Origin of the sequence: Pseudomonas sp. R11-23-07 (genome assembly GCF_003852295.1) — a bacterium.
Lineage (GTDB): Bacteria > Pseudomonadota > Gammaproteobacteria > Pseudomonadales > Pseudomonadaceae > Aquipseudomonas.
On the sequence record NZ_CP027761.1, the window covers coordinates 281014 to 300273 of the forward strand.

At 62.3% G+C, this 19260-nt stretch carries 16 protein-coding genes and 1 pseudogene; 11 read left to right on the top strand and 6 right to left on the bottom strand.

Going from position 1 to position 19260, the window contains the following annotated elements; translation table 11 throughout:
• Nucleotides 1–75: 75 nt before the first annotated feature.
• Complete coding sequence (locus C4J84_RS01125; RefSeq protein WP_124369177.1) at nucleotides 76–1146, top strand: fatty acid desaturase; 1071 nt, start codon at nucleotides 76–78, stop codon at nucleotides 1144–1146.
• On the opposite strand, the gene C4J84_RS01130 is transcribed toward C4J84_RS01125, so the two are convergent.
• Entirely contained in the window at nucleotides 1133–1948 is an 816-nt protein-coding gene (locus tag C4J84_RS01130; protein ID WP_124360751.1) for an ABC transporter ATP-binding protein, read from the bottom strand. The two genes, C4J84_RS01125 and C4J84_RS01130, sit on opposite strands and share 14 nt — an antisense overlap.
• The gene (locus C4J84_RS01135) at nucleotides 1945–3519 is read right to left on the bottom strand and encodes an ABC transporter permease (RefSeq protein ID WP_124369178.1); all 1575 of its coding nucleotides are present in this window, start codon (nucleotides 3517–3519) and stop codon (nucleotides 1945–1947) included. The genes C4J84_RS01130 and C4J84_RS01135 overlap by 4 nt, the downstream gene beginning before the upstream one ends.
• A 277-nt stretch (nucleotides 3520–3796) precedes the next feature.
• Here C4J84_RS01135 and C4J84_RS01140 point away from each other — a divergent pair, with 277 nt between their 5' ends.
• On the top strand, nucleotides 3797–4798 hold the full coding sequence (locus tag C4J84_RS01140; RefSeq protein ID WP_124369179.1) for an ABC transporter substrate-binding protein: 1002 nt from the start codon (nucleotides 3797–3799) through the stop codon (nucleotides 4796–4798).
• 104 nt (nucleotides 4799–4902) lie between these two features.
• On the opposite strand, the gene C4J84_RS01145 is transcribed toward C4J84_RS01140, so the two are convergent.
• Nucleotides 4903–5823 (bottom strand): LysR family transcriptional regulator, encoded by a 921-nt coding sequence (locus tag C4J84_RS01145; protein ID WP_124369180.1) that lies wholly within the window; start codon nucleotides 5821–5823, stop codon nucleotides 4903–4905.
• A 181-nt stretch (nucleotides 5824–6004) separates the two neighbouring features.
• Here C4J84_RS01145 and C4J84_RS01150 point away from each other — a divergent pair, with 181 nt between their 5' ends.
• Nucleotides 6005–6910, top strand: a complete 906-nt coding sequence (locus tag C4J84_RS01150) for a TauD/TfdA family dioxygenase (RefSeq protein ID WP_124365392.1) — start codon at nucleotides 6005–6007, stop codon at nucleotides 6908–6910.
• Nucleotides 6911–7033: 123 nt separating this feature from the next.
• Here C4J84_RS01150 and C4J84_RS01155 read toward each other — a convergent pair whose 3' ends face one another.
• A complete protein-coding gene (locus C4J84_RS01155) occupies nucleotides 7034–8641 on the bottom strand; it encodes an alkaline phosphatase family protein (protein WP_124369181.1) in 1608 nt (535 codons plus the stop codon).
• Between the two features lie 213 nt (nucleotides 8642–8854).
• Nucleotides 8855–9799 (bottom strand): LysR family transcriptional regulator, encoded by a 945-nt coding sequence (locus C4J84_RS01160; protein ID WP_124360757.1) that lies wholly within the window; start codon nucleotides 9797–9799, stop codon nucleotides 8855–8857.
• A 155-nt stretch (nucleotides 9800–9954) separates the two neighbouring features.
• On the opposite strand from C4J84_RS01160, the gene C4J84_RS01165 reads away from it, so the two are divergent.
• Nucleotides 9955–12294: a TonB-dependent receptor gene (locus tag C4J84_RS01165; protein WP_124369182.1), complete on the top strand. Its 2340-nt coding sequence runs from the start codon at nucleotides 9955–9957 to the stop codon at nucleotides 12292–12294.
• Here C4J84_RS01165 and C4J84_RS01170 read toward each other — a convergent pair.
• The gene (locus C4J84_RS01170; protein ID WP_124369183.1) at nucleotides 12265–13464 is read right to left on the bottom strand and encodes a CynX/NimT family MFS transporter; all 1200 of its coding nucleotides are present in this window, start codon (nucleotides 13462–13464) and stop codon (nucleotides 12265–12267) included. The two genes, C4J84_RS01165 and C4J84_RS01170, sit on opposite strands and share 30 nt — an antisense overlap.
• A 357-nt stretch (nucleotides 13465–13821) precedes the next feature.
• Between C4J84_RS01170 and C4J84_RS01175 the strand changes: the two genes are divergently transcribed.
• The 7 genes and pseudogenes from C4J84_RS01175 (at nucleotide 13822) to C4J84_RS01200 (ending at nucleotide 19210) form a co-directional block, all read left to right on the top strand.
• Nucleotides 13822–14628 carry an energy transducer TonB gene (locus C4J84_RS01175; RefSeq protein ID WP_124369184.1) on the top strand — a complete coding sequence of 269 codons (807 nt, stop codon included), beginning with the start codon at nucleotides 13822–13824 and terminating at the stop codon, nucleotides 14626–14628.
• 25 nt (nucleotides 14629–14653) lie between these two features.
• Nucleotides 14654–15376 (top strand): MotA/TolQ/ExbB proton channel family protein, encoded by a 723-nt coding sequence (locus C4J84_RS01180; RefSeq protein WP_124372371.1) that lies wholly within the window; start codon nucleotides 14654–14656, stop codon nucleotides 15374–15376.
• Nucleotide 15377: 1 nt separating this feature from the next.
• Entirely contained in the window at nucleotides 15378–15779 is a 402-nt protein-coding gene (locus C4J84_RS01185) for a biopolymer transporter ExbD (protein WP_124360761.1), read from the top strand.
• A 124-nt stretch (nucleotides 15780–15903) separates the two neighbouring features.
• Nucleotides 15904–15999, top strand: a pseudogene (locus C4J84_RS26635) (N-acetyltransferase); the annotation flags it as partial.
• 766 nt (nucleotides 16000–16765) lie between these two features.
• A complete protein-coding gene (locus tag C4J84_RS01190; RefSeq protein ID WP_124360762.1) occupies nucleotides 16766–17347 on the top strand; it encodes an alpha/beta hydrolase in 582 nt (193 codons plus the stop codon).
• Nucleotides 17348–17394: 47 nt separating this feature from the next.
• Nucleotides 17395–18321, top strand: coding sequence for a sigma 54-interacting transcriptional regulator (locus C4J84_RS01195; RefSeq protein WP_124369185.1), 927 nt, complete (start codon nucleotides 17395–17397; stop codon nucleotides 18319–18321).
• Between the two features lie 106 nt (nucleotides 18322–18427).
• Nucleotides 18428–19210 (top strand): MetQ/NlpA family ABC transporter substrate-binding protein, encoded by a 783-nt coding sequence (locus C4J84_RS01200; protein WP_124369186.1) that lies wholly within the window; start codon nucleotides 18428–18430, stop codon nucleotides 19208–19210.
• The last annotated feature ends 50 nt before the right edge of the window (nucleotides 19211–19260 follow it).

Below are 19260 nucleotides of genomic sequence, written 5' to 3' on the forward strand. Positions count from 1 at the left end.
TTGGCGTGCGGAGCTAGCGCCCTGCGCCAGGGTAGGGTGCAGGATGCAGGCATCACTCCACTAGAGAATGGAAGCATGGACGGTACTTGTGCAAGTCCCCAGCAGATGAACGCCCAACAGCGTTCGGCGCATATCCGTGAGGTGGTGCTGGCCGAGGGTGTGCGATTGCGCCAGCGCCACCCCTGGCTGCTGCATCAGGACGCCCTGGGCGCGGGCATCCTGGCGTTTGCGCTGGTCGGCATGCTGGGTTCGGCAGCGCTCTATATCAGCGGCCAGATGGCCTGGTGGGTGTGCCTGCTGCTCAATGCCTTCTTCGCCTCACTCACCCATGAGCTGGAACATGATCTGATCCACAGCATGTACTTTCGCAAGCAGCGCGTGCCGCACAACCTGATGATGGGCCTGGTCTGGCTGGCGCGGCCGAGCACCATCAACCCATGGATTCGCCGGCACCTGCACCTCAATCATCACAAGGTCTCCGGCACCGAGGCCGATATGGAAGAGCGCGCGATCACCAACGGCGAGCCCTGGGGCATCGCGCGCTTGCTGATGGTCGGCGACAACATGATGTCGGCATTGATCCGCCTGCTGCGCGCCAAGACCTGGCGGCACCGGTTCAGCATCCTCAAGCGCGTGGTGCTGGTGTACGCACCGCTGGCGCTGCTGCATTGGGGCGCGTGGTACGTGTTCCTGGGTTTTCATGCCGCCAATGGCATCGCCAGCCTGATGGGCGCGCCCATCGAGTGGTCAGCCGGGACGCTGCAGATGATGCAGGTGATCGACATCGCCGCCGTGGTGATCATCGGCCCCAACGTGCTGCGCACCTTCTGCCTGCACTTCGTCAGCTCCAACATGCATTACTACGGCGACGTGGAGCTGGGCAATGTGATCCAGCAGACCCAGGTGCTCAACCCCTGGTGGATGTGGCCGTTGCAGGCGTTCTGTTTCAATTTCGGCAGCACCCACGGCATCCACCATTTTGTGGTGAAGGAGCCGTTCTATATCCGCCAGATGACTGCCAAGGTGGCGCACAAGGTCATGGCCGAGATGGGTGTGCGCTTCAATGATTTGGGCACCTTTGCGCGGGCCAATCGGCTTGAGCGCCAGGAGCAGCCGCGCAGCGAACTGTCGTTCAGCAAGCGATGAACGCCAACGGCAGGTCGCGGATCTGTTCGCGCGCCGGCGGCTGGTAGTGATCGTCGCTGGTCAATTCATGCAGCAGCTCTTCGCGCAACTGGTGGAATTCAAAGCTGCTGCGCTGGCGTGGATGGGGCAGGGCAATCTCCACGACCTGCTTGATCCGTCCCGGTCGTGGCTCCATCACCACCACCCGGTCGGCCAGGAAAATCGCTTCCTCCACGTCGTGCGTCACCAGCACCGTGGTGATACTGGCGCGGGCGCGGATCGCCAGCAGTTCGTCCTGCATCTGCTGGCGGGTCAGCGCATCCAGTGCGCCGAACGGCTCGTCCAGCAGCAGAATCCGTGGGCTGGCAACCAAGCCGCGAGCGATCGCCACCCGTTGCGCCATGCCGCCGGACAACTGGTGAGGATAGGCGCGGGTGAAGTCAGTCAGGCCCACCAGTTCGATAAAGTCGCTGATGCGCCGGCTGCGCTCGGCCTCGCTCAAGGGCTCGTTGACCAGACCCAGGCCAATGTTCTGCGCCACCGTCAGCCACGGAAACAAGCGGTGTTCCTGGAACACAATGCCGCGTTCGCCACCGATGCCGTTCACCGGCTTACCGTCCACCTGAATCTCGCCGCGAAACTGCGTATCCAGCCCCACCAGCAAGCGCAGCAGCGTGGATTTTCCGCAACCGCTGGAGCCGACAATCGCAACGAATTCGCCCTCGGCAATCTGCAGGTTGAACTCACGGATGGCCTCCAATTCGAAGCCCTCCACATCGAAAGACTTGCCCACATGGTTGAAGCTGACAATCGGTGCGTTCATGCGTGTCTCCAGCGGGTGGCGCGAGTTTCCAGGCGTTGGCCGACAAGGTTGAGGGTGGCGCCGGTAAGGCCGACCAGCAGCATGCCGCTCATGATCAAGTCCATGCGCAGCAGCTGTTGGGCGCCGATCATCAGGCTGCCGATACCGCCGTTGGACGGCATGAAGTATTCCGCGCCGATGGTGCCCAGCCAGGCGTAGATCAGGCTCAGGCGCAGGCCGGCGAAAATTCCCGCTGCCGCGCCGGGCAAGATCAGGCGTCGCAGCCGTTGGGGCAGGTCCAGGCGCAGCACTTGGGCGGCTTCGCTCAGTTGCGGTGACAGGTTCAACACGCTGCGCTGGGTGGCGACAAACAAGGGGAAAAACGCCGCCAGGCCGATAAACACCCACTTGGCCAGCTCCCCCAGACCAAACCAGGCCGTGAGCAGCGGCACCCAGGCGAAGATAGCGATCTGGCGTAACGCGGCGAGGGTATGGCCGAGTACCCGCTCACTGCGCGGTGACAAGCCCAGCCACAAGCCCACGGCAAACCCCAGGCTGCCGCCCAGCACCAAGCCGCCCAAGGTGCGCCCCAGGCTTTTGCCCAGCGCCCCCGACAGCGTGCCATCCGCGACACCCGAGGCGGTGGTGTGCAGCACCGTCCACGGGCTCACCAGGATATTCGCGTCGACCCAGCCCTGTTGCGTCGCCACCTGCCACAGCGCGAGCAACAACAGCGGCAGCAGCCACGGCTGCAGGCGTTGCCAGCCGTGGTAACGCGGGCCGCGACGGATCTGCGCCGTGGCCGGATGCGGCCAGTGCACCCAGCGCCGATCCAGCCAGCCGATGCCACGGTCCATCGCCACGCCCAGCACGCCGATGACCACGATGCACACAAAGACGATATCGAGCATGAATAACTGGCGCGCCCACACCATCAGGTAGCCGATGCCTTCGCTGGAGGCGAGCAGTTCCACCGCCAGCAGCGACGTCCAACCGGCCGCCAGGGCCAGGCGCACGCCGGCCATGAACGCCGGCAGGGCGGCGGGCAGGATCAGCCGGCGGATCAGCAGAGGGGTGGGCAGGCGCAGCACCCGCGCAGCCTCACGCAACTGCGGTTGGGCGTCGCGCACGCCGACCAGGGTATGCAGGGTGACCGGCACCACGATGGCCTTGACCAGCACCACCAGTTTCAGCGTCTCGCCAATGCCGAAAAACACCATGAACAGTGGGATCCACGCCAGGGTCGGTACCTGCGACAGCGCGCTGAATGTCGGAAATACCAGGCGCTCGGCACGCGCGCTGAAGCCCAGCCAGGCGCCGAGCAAGGCCCCGGCGCCGATGCCCGCCAGCAAGCCCCAGCACAAGCGCTGCAGGCTGACCGCCAAATGGCTCCACAACTCGCCGCCCGCCAGTTCCATCGCGCTGCGCCAGACCAATGAAGGCGGCGGCAGGATCTGTTCGCTCATCCACTGCTGACGGCTGGCCAGCCACCACAGGGCAAACAGCGACAGCGGCAGCAGCCAGTGGCTGAACGACGGCCAGCGCAGGATGGGCGTTGTAAGAGGCGGGCTCAACCGTGCGCTTCGGGCCATTGAGGACTTCCCTTTCGTTATGTGATTTCGATCTTATAAAAACGTAATCAAGATGATTGTGGGATAAGAGAAGTCATTTAAAGCCTGCGCCCGGCACGCATCCAATGCATTCGAAGAATATTTTCGATGCTGTTTATGCATAGGCCGCTGGAGCCTGCGATTTGGCTCGCATAGTGCTAAAAGCTATAAAATTGTGAATTTATAGTATTTAAAGTTTTCAGCAGCCTGTGCCTACTTTCAGCTCCCCGGCGACCGTCGCCCACCAGGAGCTGCGCTTATGAAACTGCCCTTCAAACGTCTGATCACGCTATTCGCGGGCACCGCACTGGCGGGGCTGGTGCATGCCGCCGAACTCAAGGAAATCCGCATTGCCGTGCCCGACCTCAGCGCTGGCACCCAACACAGCGGTGGCGGCATCACCGATGTGTTGCGCGAACAGCAGATTTTCGAAAAGGCCTTCGCCGACCAAGGCATCACGATTCAGTGGAATTACTTCAAGGGCGCGGGCCCGGTGATCAACGAAGCCTTTGCCAACGGTCAGGTGGACCTCGCCTATCTGGGCGACCTGGCGGCCATCATCGGCCGCTCCAATGGCCTGCAGACCCGCTTGCTCAGTGCAACGGCACGGGACATCAAGCAGTACCTCGGCGTGGTACCGGGCTCGGGCATCAAGACCCTGCAAGACCTCAAGGGCAAGCGCGTCGCGGTGTTTCGCGGCACGGCCAGCCAGTTGTCGTTCGACAGCGCACTGGCCAGCCAGGGCTTGAATGAGAAAGACCTGAAAGTCATCAACCTGGATTTCAACGCGGCCGGTGCGGCGCTGGCCGCCAAGCAGATCGACGCGACCTGGGGCGGCTCGAACCTGACCGCGCTGCAAGCCAAGGGGCTGGCCGAAATCGCCCTGACCACCAAGGACCTCGGCGGTGCCGGCAGCATTCAGGCGGTGCTGGTGGGCAGCAAACAGTTTGTCGATGAGCATCCCGACGCCGTGGCCAAGCTGCTAAGGGCACAGCAGCAGGCGGTGCAATGGTTGACCGATGACAGCAACAAGCAGGCGTACATCGAACTGGTGTCGGGGCTGGCCAGTTATCCGCCGGTGATCCTGACCAATGATTTGAAAGACCAGCAGCTCAGTGCGATTTTCCCGGCGACGCTTGATCCGGTGTTTCTTGGCAAGTTGCAGGATGCAGTGGACTTGGCGTCCAAGGAAAAGCTGATTCGCCGGTCGTTTCAGGTGAGTGATTGGGTGGCGCCTGGGTTGGTGGCGGCGGGGCTTTGAGTATTGTGGTGTCTGGGGTATCGCATCGGGGGCAAGCCCCCTCCCACAGTTGATCTGTGAATACATTCAAAATGTGGGAGGGGGCTTGCCCCCGATGAGGCCCTTCAAACCGCCACACTCACCTCCTGCCTGTCTACCTCAACCAACGTCTCGATCATCGCCTTGGCCGCCGGCGACAAGCGCGACCCGGTACGGCTGACAATCCCGCACCGCGCACTCAGGGTCTCCAGGCTCTGCGGCAGGTTGCGCCAGTGCAGCAGCACCAGCGCACCCCGGGCGACATCCTCGGCGAACGCTTCTTCGGTGCCCACGCCGATGGCATTGGACTGCAGCACAATCTTTACCAGCGCCGGGAAGTGTTCGGTCTGGATGCTCGGTGAAAAGTCCATGCGCCCGCTCAGGTTCGCCAGCAGTTTGCGAATGCCCTGGGAGATCAGCGGCGCGGCCAGCGGGTAGTCGAACATGTCGTTGGTCGACAGGCTGTCCTTGGCCAGCAGCGGGTGCCCCGGGCGGCAGAAAAACACGCCGCGCTTGGGCGTCAGCGCACGGGTCTGGAAGTTCGGGTCGGCTTCGAACTGGCGGATGTCGGCAATGAAGAATTCGATCTCCTCACGGCTCAATGCACGACTGAGCTTTTCCCAGTTATCCACTTGGAAACTGGTGCGGATTTTCGGGTGCGCGCCGATAAAACGCGCCACCGCATCCGGCACCAGCTTCACCGCGGGCGCCGGGCCGCAGCCGAAGCGCAGGTCGCCGGCATCGAGCTTGGTCATGCGCGTGACTTCACTGCTCAGCAAGGCGGCGCCATGCACCAGGGTCAGGGCGTGTTGCAGTACCACCTGGCCTTCCGGTGTCGGGCGCAGGTCCTTGTGGCCACGGTCCACCAGTACGCAGCCAAACTCCTGTTCCAGCCCCTGGATACTGCGGCTGAACGCCGGTTGCGTGATGCCCATGGCGTCCGCCGCACGCACAAAACTGCGGTGTTCGTTGAGGGCGATGAAGTAGCGCAGCTGACGAAGATCCATATGCATTCCCGGCATTTGAAAAATAGGTCGAAGGCATTTGCGAGCGACCCAGCTGAGGTTTTAAATGCAAGCTCTTATTCCGTCAACGAAGCATTGGTTCAATTGCTAGATCTAAAAGGCATATGAATAGAGCGTTGTCGGCGAGCGTTCCACCATCCGCAGGCACATGAGGGTCACTACAATGAGCAACGCCGCATTAGCTGTTCAACCCATCGCCCAGGCACTGGAGATTCATCCGGTCGCCGGCCGCATCGGCGCCGAGATTCGTGGCATCACACTGTCCGGTCACCTCGATGCCGCCACGGTCGAAGCCATCCAGCAAGCGCTGGTGCAGTACAAGGTGATCTTCTTTCGCGAGCAAACGCACCTCGATGACCAGAGCCAGGAAGCCTTCGCCCATCTGCTCGGCGAGCCGATTGCGCACCCGACTGTGCCGGTACGCGACGGCACGCGCTTTTTGATGGAGCTGGACGGCACCCGCGGCCAGCGCGCCAATTCCTGGCACACCGACGTGACCTTCGTCGACGCCTACCCGAAAGCCTCGATCCTGCGTTCAGTGCTGGCGCCAGCCTCCGGCGGTGACACCGTCTGGGCCAACACGGCGGCCGCCTACAACGACCTCAGCGTCGAACTGCGGGCCCTGGCCGATAACCTGTGGGCCATTCACAGCAACGAATACGACTACGCCGCGCGCAAGCCGGATGTGGCGGTGGAGAAGCTTGAGGAATACCGCAAGGTGTTCACCTCGACGGTGTATGAAACCGAGCACCCGGTGGTGCGCGTGCATCCGGTCAGCGGTGAGAAAACCCTGCTGCTGGGGCATTTCGTCAAACGCCTGAAAGGCTACTCCCAGGCCGACTCGACGCAACTGTTCAACCTGCTGCAAAGCCACGTCACCCGCCTGGAGAACACCGTGCGCTGGCGCTGGAACAGCGGCGACGTGGCCATCTGGGACAACCGCGCCACCCAGCATTACGCGGTGGATGACTACGGCACCCAGGAACGTATCGTGCGCCGGGTGACACTCAAGGGCGATGTGCCGGTGGGTGTGCAGGGCCAACGCAGCCAGACCACCAAAGGCCTTTAAATTCACAGAGATTCAAATGTGGGAGGGGGCTTGCTCCCGATTGCGTAGTGTCAGCCACTGCACCTGTGACTGACCCACCGCTATCGGGAGCAAGCCCCCTCCCACATTTAGACCTGTGTCGTTCTACCAGACGCCAATCTGCACGACCTTCTCCGCCTCCGGCTCCCCGTAGCGAAACCATTGGCCACGCACTTCAATCTCCGTGTGGCTGATGGTCGTGCGCCGCTTCAACCCACGCAGCCACTCGAACAGATAACCCACGTGTGTCTCGCGCACATCCGCATAGGCCGGATCGGCGCCCAGGTCGTGCACTTCCTGCGGGTCGTTTTCCAGGTCGAACAGCTGCGCGCGAAAGCCGTCGTACGCCAGGTATTTCCAGCGCTCGCTGCGCACCATGGTCATGCGGCAACGGTCGATCGGCTGGCCCAGGCGCTCGCGGGCCGGAGCCTGGAAGGCGTAGTCGTATTCGGCAATCGCATACTGGCGCCAAGGAGTCGGCTGACCATGCAGCAGCGGGATCAGCGAGCGGCCTTCCAGGCGGTGATCGGCGGCGGGCAGGCCCAGGGCGTCGAGGAAGGTCGGCAGCGCATCGATGGTCTCTACCAGGCGCGCGTCCACCGAGCCGCGGCTGCTATCGGCACTCGCGCGCGGGTCGCGCACAATCAAGGGAATGCCCACCGCAGGCTCCAGTAGAAATTCCTTTTCACCGAGGAAGTGATCGCCGAGGAAGTCGCCGTGGTCGCTGGTGAACACGATCAGCGTGTCATCCCAGCGCCCATTGCTTTGCAGGAAATCGAACAGCCGCCCGAGCTGGTCGTCGATCTGTTTGATCAACCCCATGTAGGTCGGAACCACCGTGAGCCGCACCTCGTCGCGAGAGAAATTCACGCTCTCCTGGTGCTGGCGGAACGCCTGGTACACCGGGTGATCGCTGGTCTGCTCCGGTTGAATCGGCGCCTGCACATGCTCGGCAGCGTACAACGCGTGGTACGGCGCCGGTGCGATATAGGGCCAGTGCGGCTTGATGTAGGACAGGTGCAGGCACCAGGGTTGCTCGGCCTGCTCCTGGATGAAGTCGATGGCGCGGTCGGTGGTGTAGACGGTTTCCGAATGCTGCTCGGCGACCCGTGCCGGCAAACCGGCGTTGCGCATATGCCAGCCGCTGAGCACTTCGCCGTTTTCACCTTGTGCGGCATTGGCCCATTCATGCCACGGGTTGCTGCCGCTGTAGCCCTGTTCGCGCAGGTAATGCGTGTAGGGCGCGGACTCGCGTTTATCCTCGAACAACGGGCTGTCGGGGTAGATGCCGTCGTGACGAAAGTAGGTGTCGAAGCCCACTTCATTCAGCGGCTCGGCCTGGGCGCTTTCAGGGTCAATGTTCACGCGTTGCAGCGCATCCAGATTCGGCGTGGCGTGGGTCTTGCCCACCAGCGCAGTACGAATGCCGTGGGGGCGCAGATAGTCGCCAATGGTCAACTCGTCCAGCGGCAGCGGCACGGCATTCCACGCCACCTGGTGGCTGCTGACATAACGCCCGGTGTACGCCGACATCCGCGACGGCCCACAAATGGTGCCTTGGGTATAGGCACGGCTGAAACGCACGCCGGCAGCGGCGAGGCGGTCGATATTGGGGGTGTGCAAATGCGCGTGGCCATAGCACGACAGGTAATCGCGGCGCAGTTGATCGCACATGATGTACAGCACATTGCGCACGGGTTGGGGCTGGGACATGAAGGCTCACCGAATGGAGGACAGGTGAGGTTTTTTCGCTGTTTGGGTAGGGCGCTGGCAAGTGCATTTGGGGTCTGGTTTTGATGCAGGCAATGCATGGGTGTTGCTACCGGCGCCATCGGGGGCAAGTCGAATCGTCGCACCGCCCCTCCCACACTTGATCTGTGAATACATTCAAAATGTGGGAGGGGGCTTGCCCCCGATGGCGTCGGTTCACACAGCGACATTTTCCAGCGTACAAATATCTTCATCCAACTCATCTATTTGCTTGATCTGTTCAATCATCGCCTCCGCCAGCGGCGACAACCGATACCCCGCGCGGCTGACGATGCCGTAGCGGGTGTAACGCTCCTCCAGGTTTTCATCCAGGCCGTCGATCGTCAGGCACACCAATTCGCCGCGAGCCATCTGCAGCACGTCGCTGTTGGCGCTGACGATGCCGATGGCGTCCGAGCGCAGCACCACGCCCAGCAGGCTGTAGCCGTTTTCGCATTCGACATTGGGCAGGTAATCCGGTCGGCCGCTCAGGTCGACGATGACTTTGCGCAGGTTCGGTGGGCGGATGGTCACGGCCAGCGGATAGCTCATCAGTTCGGCGGCGCTGACGCTGTCGCGGGCGGCGAGGGGGTGGCCGACGCGGCAGCAGAAATACCAGCGGCGCGCGCGCAGGCGATGGGTGTGATAGTCGGGGTTGGCCTCGAAATGACGGGTGTCGGCGACGAAGAATTCGAACTCTTCGCTGAGCAGGCGTTTGCTCAAGCTTTCCCAGTCGTCCACCTGGAACTGCACGCGGGCCTTGGGATAGCGCCCGATAAAACTGCCGATGGCGCGGGGGATCAAGCCGCCCGCCGGCGCCGGGCCGCAACCGAAGCGCAGTTCGCCCGCCTCGAGGCCGTTGAATTGGCTGATTTCGTTAGCCAGTTGCTGCGCGCCGCTGACCAGGCGCCGGGCGTGTTCGAGCAGCACCTGGCCTTGTTTGGTCGGCGCCAGGTCTTTGCGCCCGCGGTCCACCAACTGGCAGCCGGCGCTGTGTTCCAGGGCCTGGATGCTGCGGCTGAAGGCCGATTGCGACAGGTTCACCGTCAACGCCGCCGCGACAAAACTGCGTTGTTCGGCGAGGGCGATGAAGTGGCGAAGCTGGCGCAGGTCGATATGCATTTTTCACATCAAAAATATCCGGGAAATGCATTGGCTATGCATTAGGTCGACTCCTTATAAAGGCTATCTCTTATGCAGTAAATGTTCGCAAAAACATAAATAAATAACCTAAAGGAATATCAGAGATTGAATATTCCTGGGTTCCGGAGCCGCTCATGAGTCTGTTCACGCCCGCTTTACCTTGCTCTCCCTGGCCGCTCAAGCGCCTGCCCCTGGCCCTGTTGCTCGCGGGCAGTGCCGGTTGGACGCCCAGCCACGCGGCTGAGCCTGCGCCTGCGGGCGAAAGCGCCAGTGGTCAGCTGGAGACCGTCACGGTCACGGCCCGGCGGCGCACCGAAAGCGCCCAGGCGGTACCGACGCCCATGAGCGTGGTCGGCGGCCAGGCGCTGGAGAGCCAGCGGGTGTACCGGATTCAGGATTTGCAGCAACTGGTGCCCAGCGTCAACGTCGCCTACATGCATGCGCGCCAGTCCAGCGTGTCGATTCGCGGCCTGGGCAACAACCCGGCCAGTGACGGCCTGGAAGGCAGCGTGGGGTTGTATATCGATAACGTGTATCTCGGGCGCCCCGGTATGGCGGTGTTCGACCTGATGGACATCGAGCAGCTCGAGGTGCTGCGCGGCCCGCAAGGCACGTTGTTCGGCAAGAACACCACGGCGGGGGTGATCAATATCAGCACCCGCGCGCCGAGTTTCACCCCGGAGCGCAGCATTGAAACCTCGTTGGGCGAGGACGGCTATTTCCAGACCAAGGGCACTATTTCCGGGCCGCTGACCGATGACTTGGCCGGGCGTTTTTCGGCCTATCGCACGCGCAGCGACGGCGACATCAAGAACGAACATGACGGGCACGACCTCAATGGCGGCTCGCGCCAGGGCTTTCGCGGGCAATTGCTGTACAAGCCCAATGAGGCGTTCAACCTGCGCTGGATCGGTGACTACAACGAGGAGGATTCCAGCGCCGGTACGCGCGTGCTTTACAGCACCGGGCCGACCATCAACGGTACCAACCTCTACCAGTCCAGGGCCAACGCAGCGGGCGCGACGCTGGTCGACGGCACCCACCGCAAGGTCAATCTGGACAATGACCAGCACGTCACGGTGTTCCAGGGCGGAACGTCGCTGGAGGCCAACTGGACCTTGCCGAGCGATTTCACCCTGACGTCGGTCAGTGCCTATCGCTGGTGGAATTTCACCCCGCGCAACGATGACGGGCTTAACGTGCCGGCCTCGTATAACGCCGGCGTATCGGTGGAAGACAAACAGTGGTCCCAGGAATTTCGCCTGGCTTCACCCCAGGGCGGGTTCTTCGACTACGTGCTCGGCGCCTATTACTTCGGCTCAGACCTGGATAACCAAGCCTTCGCCTACTACGGTCCCAAGGCGGACATCTGGAACGGCACGCCGACCGGCGCGTTGAATAATGTGAGCAGCGTCGGCAACGGGCACATCCGCACCGACAGCTTTGCGCTGTTCGCCCAAGGCACCTGGCACCTGACTGAACGCCTGGATTTCACCGCCGGCCTGCGCGGCACCTACGAAGAAAAAAGTGCCTGGGTGACGCGCAATGCCCCGCTCGGCGGCGCAGCGGTCAGCGGCGCGGCTGCCACGGCGCGGCGCGGGCGTGCCGGGGCGTATGACTCGGGTGACCTGACGCAATACAGCGCCACGCCGTCGGGGCTGCTTAACCTCAGTTATCACTTCAACGACAACCTGCTGGGCTACGCGACGCTGTCCCACGGCGAGAAGTCCGGTGGCGTCAACCTGGCGGTGGGCTCGGCGCCGACGGCCGGGGCCGACTCGCTGCTGATCGGCACCGAGCGCGCCAACAATGCCGAGTTGGGTTTCAAGAGCACGTTGTGGGATCGACGCCTGCAGCTCAATGCCAACCTGTTCTGGACCCAGGTCAACGGCTACCAGACCAACGCCTACGACCAGGACAACCGTGTGCAATACCTCACCAACGCCGGCTCCGTGCGCTCGCGGGGGGTTGAAGTGGAAAGCACCCTGGTGCCGATCAAGGGCCTGACGCTGAACATCAACGGGTCGTTCAACGACGTGAGTTACCTGTCTTACAAGGACGCGCCATGCCCGCCGGAAGTCAGCCTGCGCCCCGGTGCGCCGGCGTCCTGCGACTTGACCGGGCACCAGGTGGTGGGCGCGTCGAAATGGATTGCCAATGCCAACGGCGAGTACAAGTGGAACCTGGATAACGGCTTTGAACCCTACGTCACCGCCAGCTACGCATTTCGCTCCAAGGCGGTGGGCACGGTGGAAGACTCCGACTACGGGCAGATCCCCGCCTATGCGCTGGTCAACCTCTCCACTGGCCTGCGCGGCAACTACGAGCAAGGCCAGTGGGATGTGTCTTTGTGGCTGAAAAACGCCTTCGACAAAACCTACTACACCACCCTGTGGACCGGCGGCAACGGCGGTTACGAAGGTCTGCTGGGCACGCCGCGTACCCTAGGCGTGACCGGGCGCTACGACTTCTAGCCCGGTGCGGTAGGTGGCCGGGCTGAACACCCGCGTCACCAGCAGCATCGCCACCGCCGTTACCGTGAGCACGACCCAGGCACTGACGAAGTGGCCGGTGAGTTCGCGCAGCCAGCCGGTCAACCACGGCGAAATAGCGTTGATCAAAAAGCCCACGCCTTGTACGAAGGCCGCCAGTTGCCCGGCCTGGCGTGGGTCGCGGTGATGGTCGAGGGCCAGCAGCAGGCTCAGGGCGAAGCACGCACCCAGCCCAAACCCGCACAAGGCCACCCACAGGTGGGGGAATGCGGTGGGCGCGATGATCAGGCCGAGGTAGCCGAGGGTTTGCGCCAACAGGCTGATGCCGAGCAGCGGGCGACGGTCGATCCCGCGTTGCGCCAGTACTGGCATCAACAGCGCGGCGATGACTTGAAAAATGGTCATGAACGCCAGCAACGAGCCGCTGGGCAGCACGCCCCAACCCAGTTGCTGATAGTAGGCGGGCAGCCAGGCCACCATGCTCATGTAGCCGCAATTGACCAGGCCGAAATACAGCGCCAGCAGCCAGGCGCGGCGGTTGCGCAGGCCTTTGAAGGCCGGGGCGACCTGTGTATTTCGGGCGGCGCCCAGCGGCAACCCTGCCCATAGCAACAACGCCCCCAACGCTGGCAACAGCCACACGCCCAGGCCCGCCTGCCATTGCTGGAAATACGTGGCTACCAGCGGGCTGAGCAGCGCCGCCAGCCCTCCACCGGCCATCAGCGACGCCGAATACACACCCATCGCCACCGGCACGCGGTGCTGAAATTCGCGCTTGATCATCGCCGGCACCAACGCCTGGATCAGCGCCACACCCGCGCCGCCGAGCAATGCCGTGACCAACAGCGCCGAGGCCTGGCCCATCAGCCAGCGCGCCAGGCACGCCAGCAAAATCATCACTAGTCCCAGCGCAATACCGCGCCGTTCACCCAGCCGTGCTTCTACCCTCACGCCCACCAGCGCCACCAACCCCATGCACACCACCGGCAAGCTGGTGAGCAAGGCACTGCTCTGAAAGCTCAGGCCGGTGGCTTGGCGAATTTCACCGAGCAGCGGGCTGATGGAACTGAGGATGGGCCGCAGGTTCAGTCCCAGGACCACCAGGAGGCCCCAGCTTGCGAGCTTGCTGGCGATCGAATGGTTAAACGTCATGCAGGACCTGCCGGAGTGCAAAAAGAGGCAGGGAGTATGCCAGTCGTTGTGCTGGGTCGACAGCCTGAGCATGCCCGTGGTGAGTTGCTTGCCTGGTGCGATGCAAATCCCGTTTGAACCATGCCTTCGCTGAATATTTTGTATGCCGTAAATGCATGCAAAAACAAGCGCTTCGCGCAAAGCCACGGAAGACGCGGGCTTGACGCAGCGGGTCTATTTTTATATTCGCTTTAGATATATCCATAACTTTAAAGATTACTTTAAGAGATAAGCGCTCAACCCCGATGATTCAGCCCTCGACGGCCTTTCAAGCAGGCCTGTCGGTTTTTTGGTCTTAAAGCCGTAGGGAGTGAATCAATGGGCAATGTCCAGACCGCCGCCAGTGCACAAGAGGCGCAATGGCGCCTGGCACCGGGTGGTGAGTTGGTCGACCTTGGCCGGCCGCACCGTGCGCCGTTGGGGCAGTTACGCCTGCAACAGACCCCCAAGCGGTTTTCCAGCCGACGCGAAGGCATTCTGTTGGGCTTGTTGGTGTTGGCCTTGCACGGCGCCGTGATCTATTGGGTGAGCCAGAAGCCCACTCCGGTGCTGCCATTGGTGCCACCGGAAATTCCGCCGATGACCATCGAATTTTCCCGGCCGGCGCCACCCGTGGTCGAGCCGCCACCGCCCGTGCCGCCACCACCTGCGGTGGTCGAGCCGCCACCGCCGGTGGTGGATGAGTTGGCCGCCAAGCCGGCGCCGCCCAAACCGATTCCTAAACCCAAACCCAAGCCCGTGCCCAAACCTGAGCCCAAGCCGGTACCCAAGGCTATCGAACAGCCGCCAGCGCCGCCTGTACCCGCGCCGCCGGCACCTGTTGCACCGCCCGCGCCGGCCCCGGTAACGCCCGCTTCGGCCAACGCCGCGTACTTGAAGAACCCGGCGCCGGAATACCCGTCGCTGGCCCAGCGTCGCGGATGGGAGGGCAGCGTGTTGTTGCGGGTGCACGTACTGGCCAGCGGCAAACCGGGTGAGATCCAGCTGCAAAAAAGCAGCGGTCGCCAGCAACTCGATGACGCCGCATTGGCCGCCGTGAAGCGTTGGAGTTTCGTGCCGGCCAAGCAGGGTGACGTGGCCCAGGACGGCTGGGTCAGCGTGCCGATCGATTTCAAGATCCATTAATTATTCAGCTGCACAGAGGGAACACATCATGGCTTTGGCATCTCCACTTGAATCCATTGAAAGCGCGGTGATCTGGCTGTTGGTGGTCTTTTCGGTCGCCACCTGGGGCTTGGCGTTATTGAAGGGCGTGCAATTCGGGCGCCTCAAGGCCCAGGATCGCCGGTTTCATAAAAAATTCTGGGCTGCCTCAAGCCTGGACGCCGCCGCCGAATTGACCGAAACCCAACCGGGCGCGGCGGCCCGAGTAGCCCATGCCGGTTACGCCGCGATCCAGGTCGGCGATACCCAGCACGCGGCTGACCTGAGCCAGGCCATCAATCATCAAGATCGCCTCGAACGTGCCTTGCGCCAGCAGATCGTGCGTGAACGCCGCTCCCTGGAAACCGGTCTGGCCGTGGTCGCCAGCATCGGCAGCACCTCGCCGTTTATCGGCCTGTTCGGCACGGTGTGGGGCATCATGGAAGCGCTCAAGGGGATCAGCGCCGCCGGCTCGGCCAGCCTGGAAACCGTGGCGGGGCCCATCGGTGCGGCGCTGGTCGCCACGGGCGTGGGGATTGCCGTCGCGGTGCCGGCGGTGCTGGTCTACAACTATTTCCTGCGTCGCCTGAAGCTGACGGCTGCCGACCTGGACGACTTTGCCCACGACTTCTACAGCCTTGCGCAGAAAAACGCCTTCCGCGTGCTGTTGCACCCCGCGCTGACCAAAGCCAGCGCCGGCACCCCGCAAAAAGTGAAGGAGGCCTCCTGACATGGCCTTCTCCACCCAGGACAGCGATGAGGTGCTGAGCGAGATCAACGTCACGCCGCTGGTGGACGTGATGCTGGTGCTGCTGGTGGTGTTTATCGTCACCGCGCCGCTGCTCACCAATGCGATTCCGATCAATTTGCCCAAGACCGAGGCCGTGGCCCCGGTCGAGCAGAAAGACCCGCTGGTGGTGAGCATCGACGGTGCCGGCAAACTGTTTATCAACAAGGACGAAATCCAGCCGGACCTGCTGGAGTTCAAGCTGCAGGCGGCCAAGGCCAAGGACCCCGATGTACGGGTGCAACTGCAGGCTGACGATGGTGTGAACTACGGCGAAGTGGCGCGAGCCATGGCGTCTATCGAGCGCGCGGGGATAACCAAACTGTCGGTGATTACCGCACGTTGAGTCGCAACAAAGCCTCGACGATTTTTGGGCCGTTTCCTTGGCAGGGTGCGGCCTTTTTTTTGGATGTGGGAGGGGGCTTGCCCTAATGCCAGTCAGTTAAGAAGTAGCAGGAGCGAGAACTAACTTGTGGCGAGGGAGCTTGCTCCCGCTGGGGCGCGAAGCGGCCCCAAACAATGGGACTGCTGCGCAGTCCAGCGGGAGCAAGCTCCCTCGCCACAGGTTCGGTGCCGCCTTAACTGACTGGCATTAGGGCTTGCCCCCGATGGCGGTGTGTCAGTGCCAGATGTGCTGGCTGACACACTGCTATCGGGGCATAGGTATCTACACAATTTTGTAGCAGCCTACTGTAACCACGATGCGAAGCGAGCCGCTCTTGATCTTGCTTTTGATCTAGGCGCCCCGTTAAACCACGCTGGCCGGAATTCGATAGTGATTTGGGGGGTAAACCGGCAGGGATGCCGGTTTAGCCGCCCCGCGCCATGGATGGCGCGTGGCGGCGGCCCCCCAAATCACTGTCGGATTACGGGCACACCGAGCCTGGGCGAGGTGCCGAGTGGTGGGGCAAGAGCGTTTTGCTTACTTTTGCGCTTTTCAAAAGTGAGACGCCGTAAGGGCGGAACCCTAAGCCGCCGTTACCGCAGCAACGGATATGTACTCGCCTTGATCCAACATCCTGGTCGGCTGTCAGACCGCCATCGGGGGCAAGTCGAATCGTCGCACCGCCCCTCCCACATTTGGATCGCGCGGCATCAGTCAGAAAGCTATAGGCCGCCAGGTCGCCACGGGAGCAAGCTCCCTCGCCACAGGTTCAGGGCTACGCCAAGTTGTGTAGATACCTATGGCCATCGGGAGCAAGCCCCCTCCCACATTTGATCATCATTGGTTATGGAATTTGGTTATTAATAAATAGCTTCTTATTCCTTAAAGAATATAAACCGCGTCCCTATACTGGTCTGCAACGTTAAACGCTGCAGGAGGGCACACCCATGCACAGCGAATCGATTCGTTACCTGATCGTGCCGGGCTGGCAAGGATCGCCAGAAGATCATTGGCAAAGTCACTGGCAGAACAGCCTGCCCAACAGTGCGCGCGTGGAGCAGGATGACTGGCTGACCCCGCGCCGCGAAGACTGGGTGGCGGCGTTGGCCGAGGCCATCGCCGCCGACAGCACGCCGGTGATCCTGATCGCCCATAGCCTGGGTTGCATCACCGTGGCGCATTGGGCGGCCACCGCGCCGGTGAATTTCCTGCGCCAGGTGCGCGGTGCCTTGCTGGTGGCCCCGGCGGACGTCGAACGTCCGGCCTGCGCCCCCGCCCTGCGCAACTTTGCGCCGATTCCTACCGACCTGTTGCCGTTTCCCAGCCAAGTGGTCAGTTCCGACAACGACAGTGCCGTCAGCGCGCCACGGGCGTTGGAGCTGGCGCGTCACTGGGGCGCCGAAGCCGGCATCCTGTCGGGGGCCGGGCATATCAATGTGAAGTCCGGCCACCAACGTTGGGAGCAGGGTTTCGCGTACCTCTATCGCCTGCAAAATCGCCTCGAGCATCACGCTCGGCGCCGTGCATAACCTATTTCAACGCCCTGTCCCTGAGTGGATGGGGGCGGGAGCCTGCCATGAGTCTGCATGAAACCTACGGCCAGCCATTGCTGACCTTCCCCGATGCCGAAAAAAGCCCGCTGAGCATCCGCGCCAAGGCGCTGGTGTTCGTCGACCCACGTTCGCGGCAGCTGCGCGAAGAGCTGGAAAGTCTCGCACCGCGTGCATTGCCCGTGTTGATTCGCGGCGAGACCGGTAGCGGCAAAGAGCTGCTGGCGCGGCATATTCACCGTGGCAGTGATCGCTCGGGCTTGTTTGTGTCGGTCAATTGCGGCGCGATCAGCCCGACTTATGCCGACGCGGAGCTGTTCGGCTATGCCGCCGGCAGTCACAGCGGCGCGGCGAGCAGCCGGGCCGGGTGGTTCGGTTCGGCCAATGGCGGCACGCTGTACCTGGACGAAATCGGCGACTTGCCTTTACCGATCCAGGTCAAATTGCTCGCCGCTCTGGAAAACCACGAAGTCACCCGCGTCGGCGCCCACCAACCCAGCCCGGTGGACGTGCGCCTGGTGGCCGCCACCAGCATCGACCTGGCCCAGGCGGTGGCAGCGGGCAAGTTCCATGAGCGCCTGTTCCATTATCTGAGCGAAGGTCAATTGGACCTGCCGGCATTGCGCGAGCGGGTCGGCGACATCCTGTCCCTGGCCGAATACTTCCTGGGCATCTACAGCCAACGCCTGGAACTGCCGGTGCCGCTGATCAGCGACGCCGCCCAGCGCGTGCTGGAACGTCATAGCTGGCCGGGCAATACCCGCGAGTTGGAAAACGTTATCCACTTTGCCCTGTTGGTGAGCAGCGGCGATGAGATTCTGCCTGAGCATCTGAACCTTCCCGCCGCCGGGTCGCCGTTGGAGCAGGTGCAGCGGATTTTCGCGAGCGCCAGTCCCACCGAACGGGAGACGCTGCGTACCTTCCTGTATGAGCAAAATGGAATATCAACGTGAATAAAAGATATTGTTCGGGAATAAAAAACTTAGGTATTGTCCACTCCACGCCGCGATAGCACTTCGCTGGCACTCCACATAAAAACGGTCGTTAGAAGGACATTGCATGAAAAAGGTTCTGTTGTTTACCGCACTGGCGGCTGCCCTGACTGCCAGCTTCGCCCAGGCCAACGAGAAACTGGTGGTGGCCGCCACCCCGATCCCGCACGCCGAAATCCTTGAGCTGGTCAAGCCAGCCCTGGCCAAGGAAGGCGTAGACCTGCAGATCAAAGTCTTTACCGACTACGTACAACCGAACGTGCAAGTGGCCGAGAAGCGTCTGGACGCCAACTACTTCCAGACCCTGCCGTACCTGGAAAACTTCAACAAGGGCAAGGGCACCAACCTGGTGACCGTAGTCGGTGTGCACGTTGAACCGTTCGGCGGTTACTCGAAAAAGATCAAAAATATTTCCGAGCTCAAGGATGGCGCCACCGTGGCTATCCCGAACGAAGGCTCCAACAGCGGCCGCGCCCTGTTGCTGCTGCAGAAAGCGGGTGTAATCACCCTCAGAGACCCGACCAATGCCCTGGCCACGCCGAAAGATATCGCCAGCAACCCGAAAAACCTGAAATTCAAGGAGCTGGAATCAGCCCTGCTGCCACGCGTGCTGGACCAGGTTGACCTGGATCTGATCAACACCAACTACGCGCTGGAAGCCGGCCTGAACCCAGCCAAAGACGCGCTGATCATCGAAGACGCCAAGTCGCCCTACGTGAACTTCCTGGTCGCTCGCCCGGACAACAAGGACAGTGACGCGATCCAGAAACTGGCCAAGGCCCTGACCAGCCCCGAAGTCAAAGCCTTCATCGAGAAGAAGTACAACGGCGCGGTCGTGCCAGCGTTCTGATGTAAGTCAAAACCCCCTTCAAGGTTTCAACGCCGGTGGCTAATAAAGCG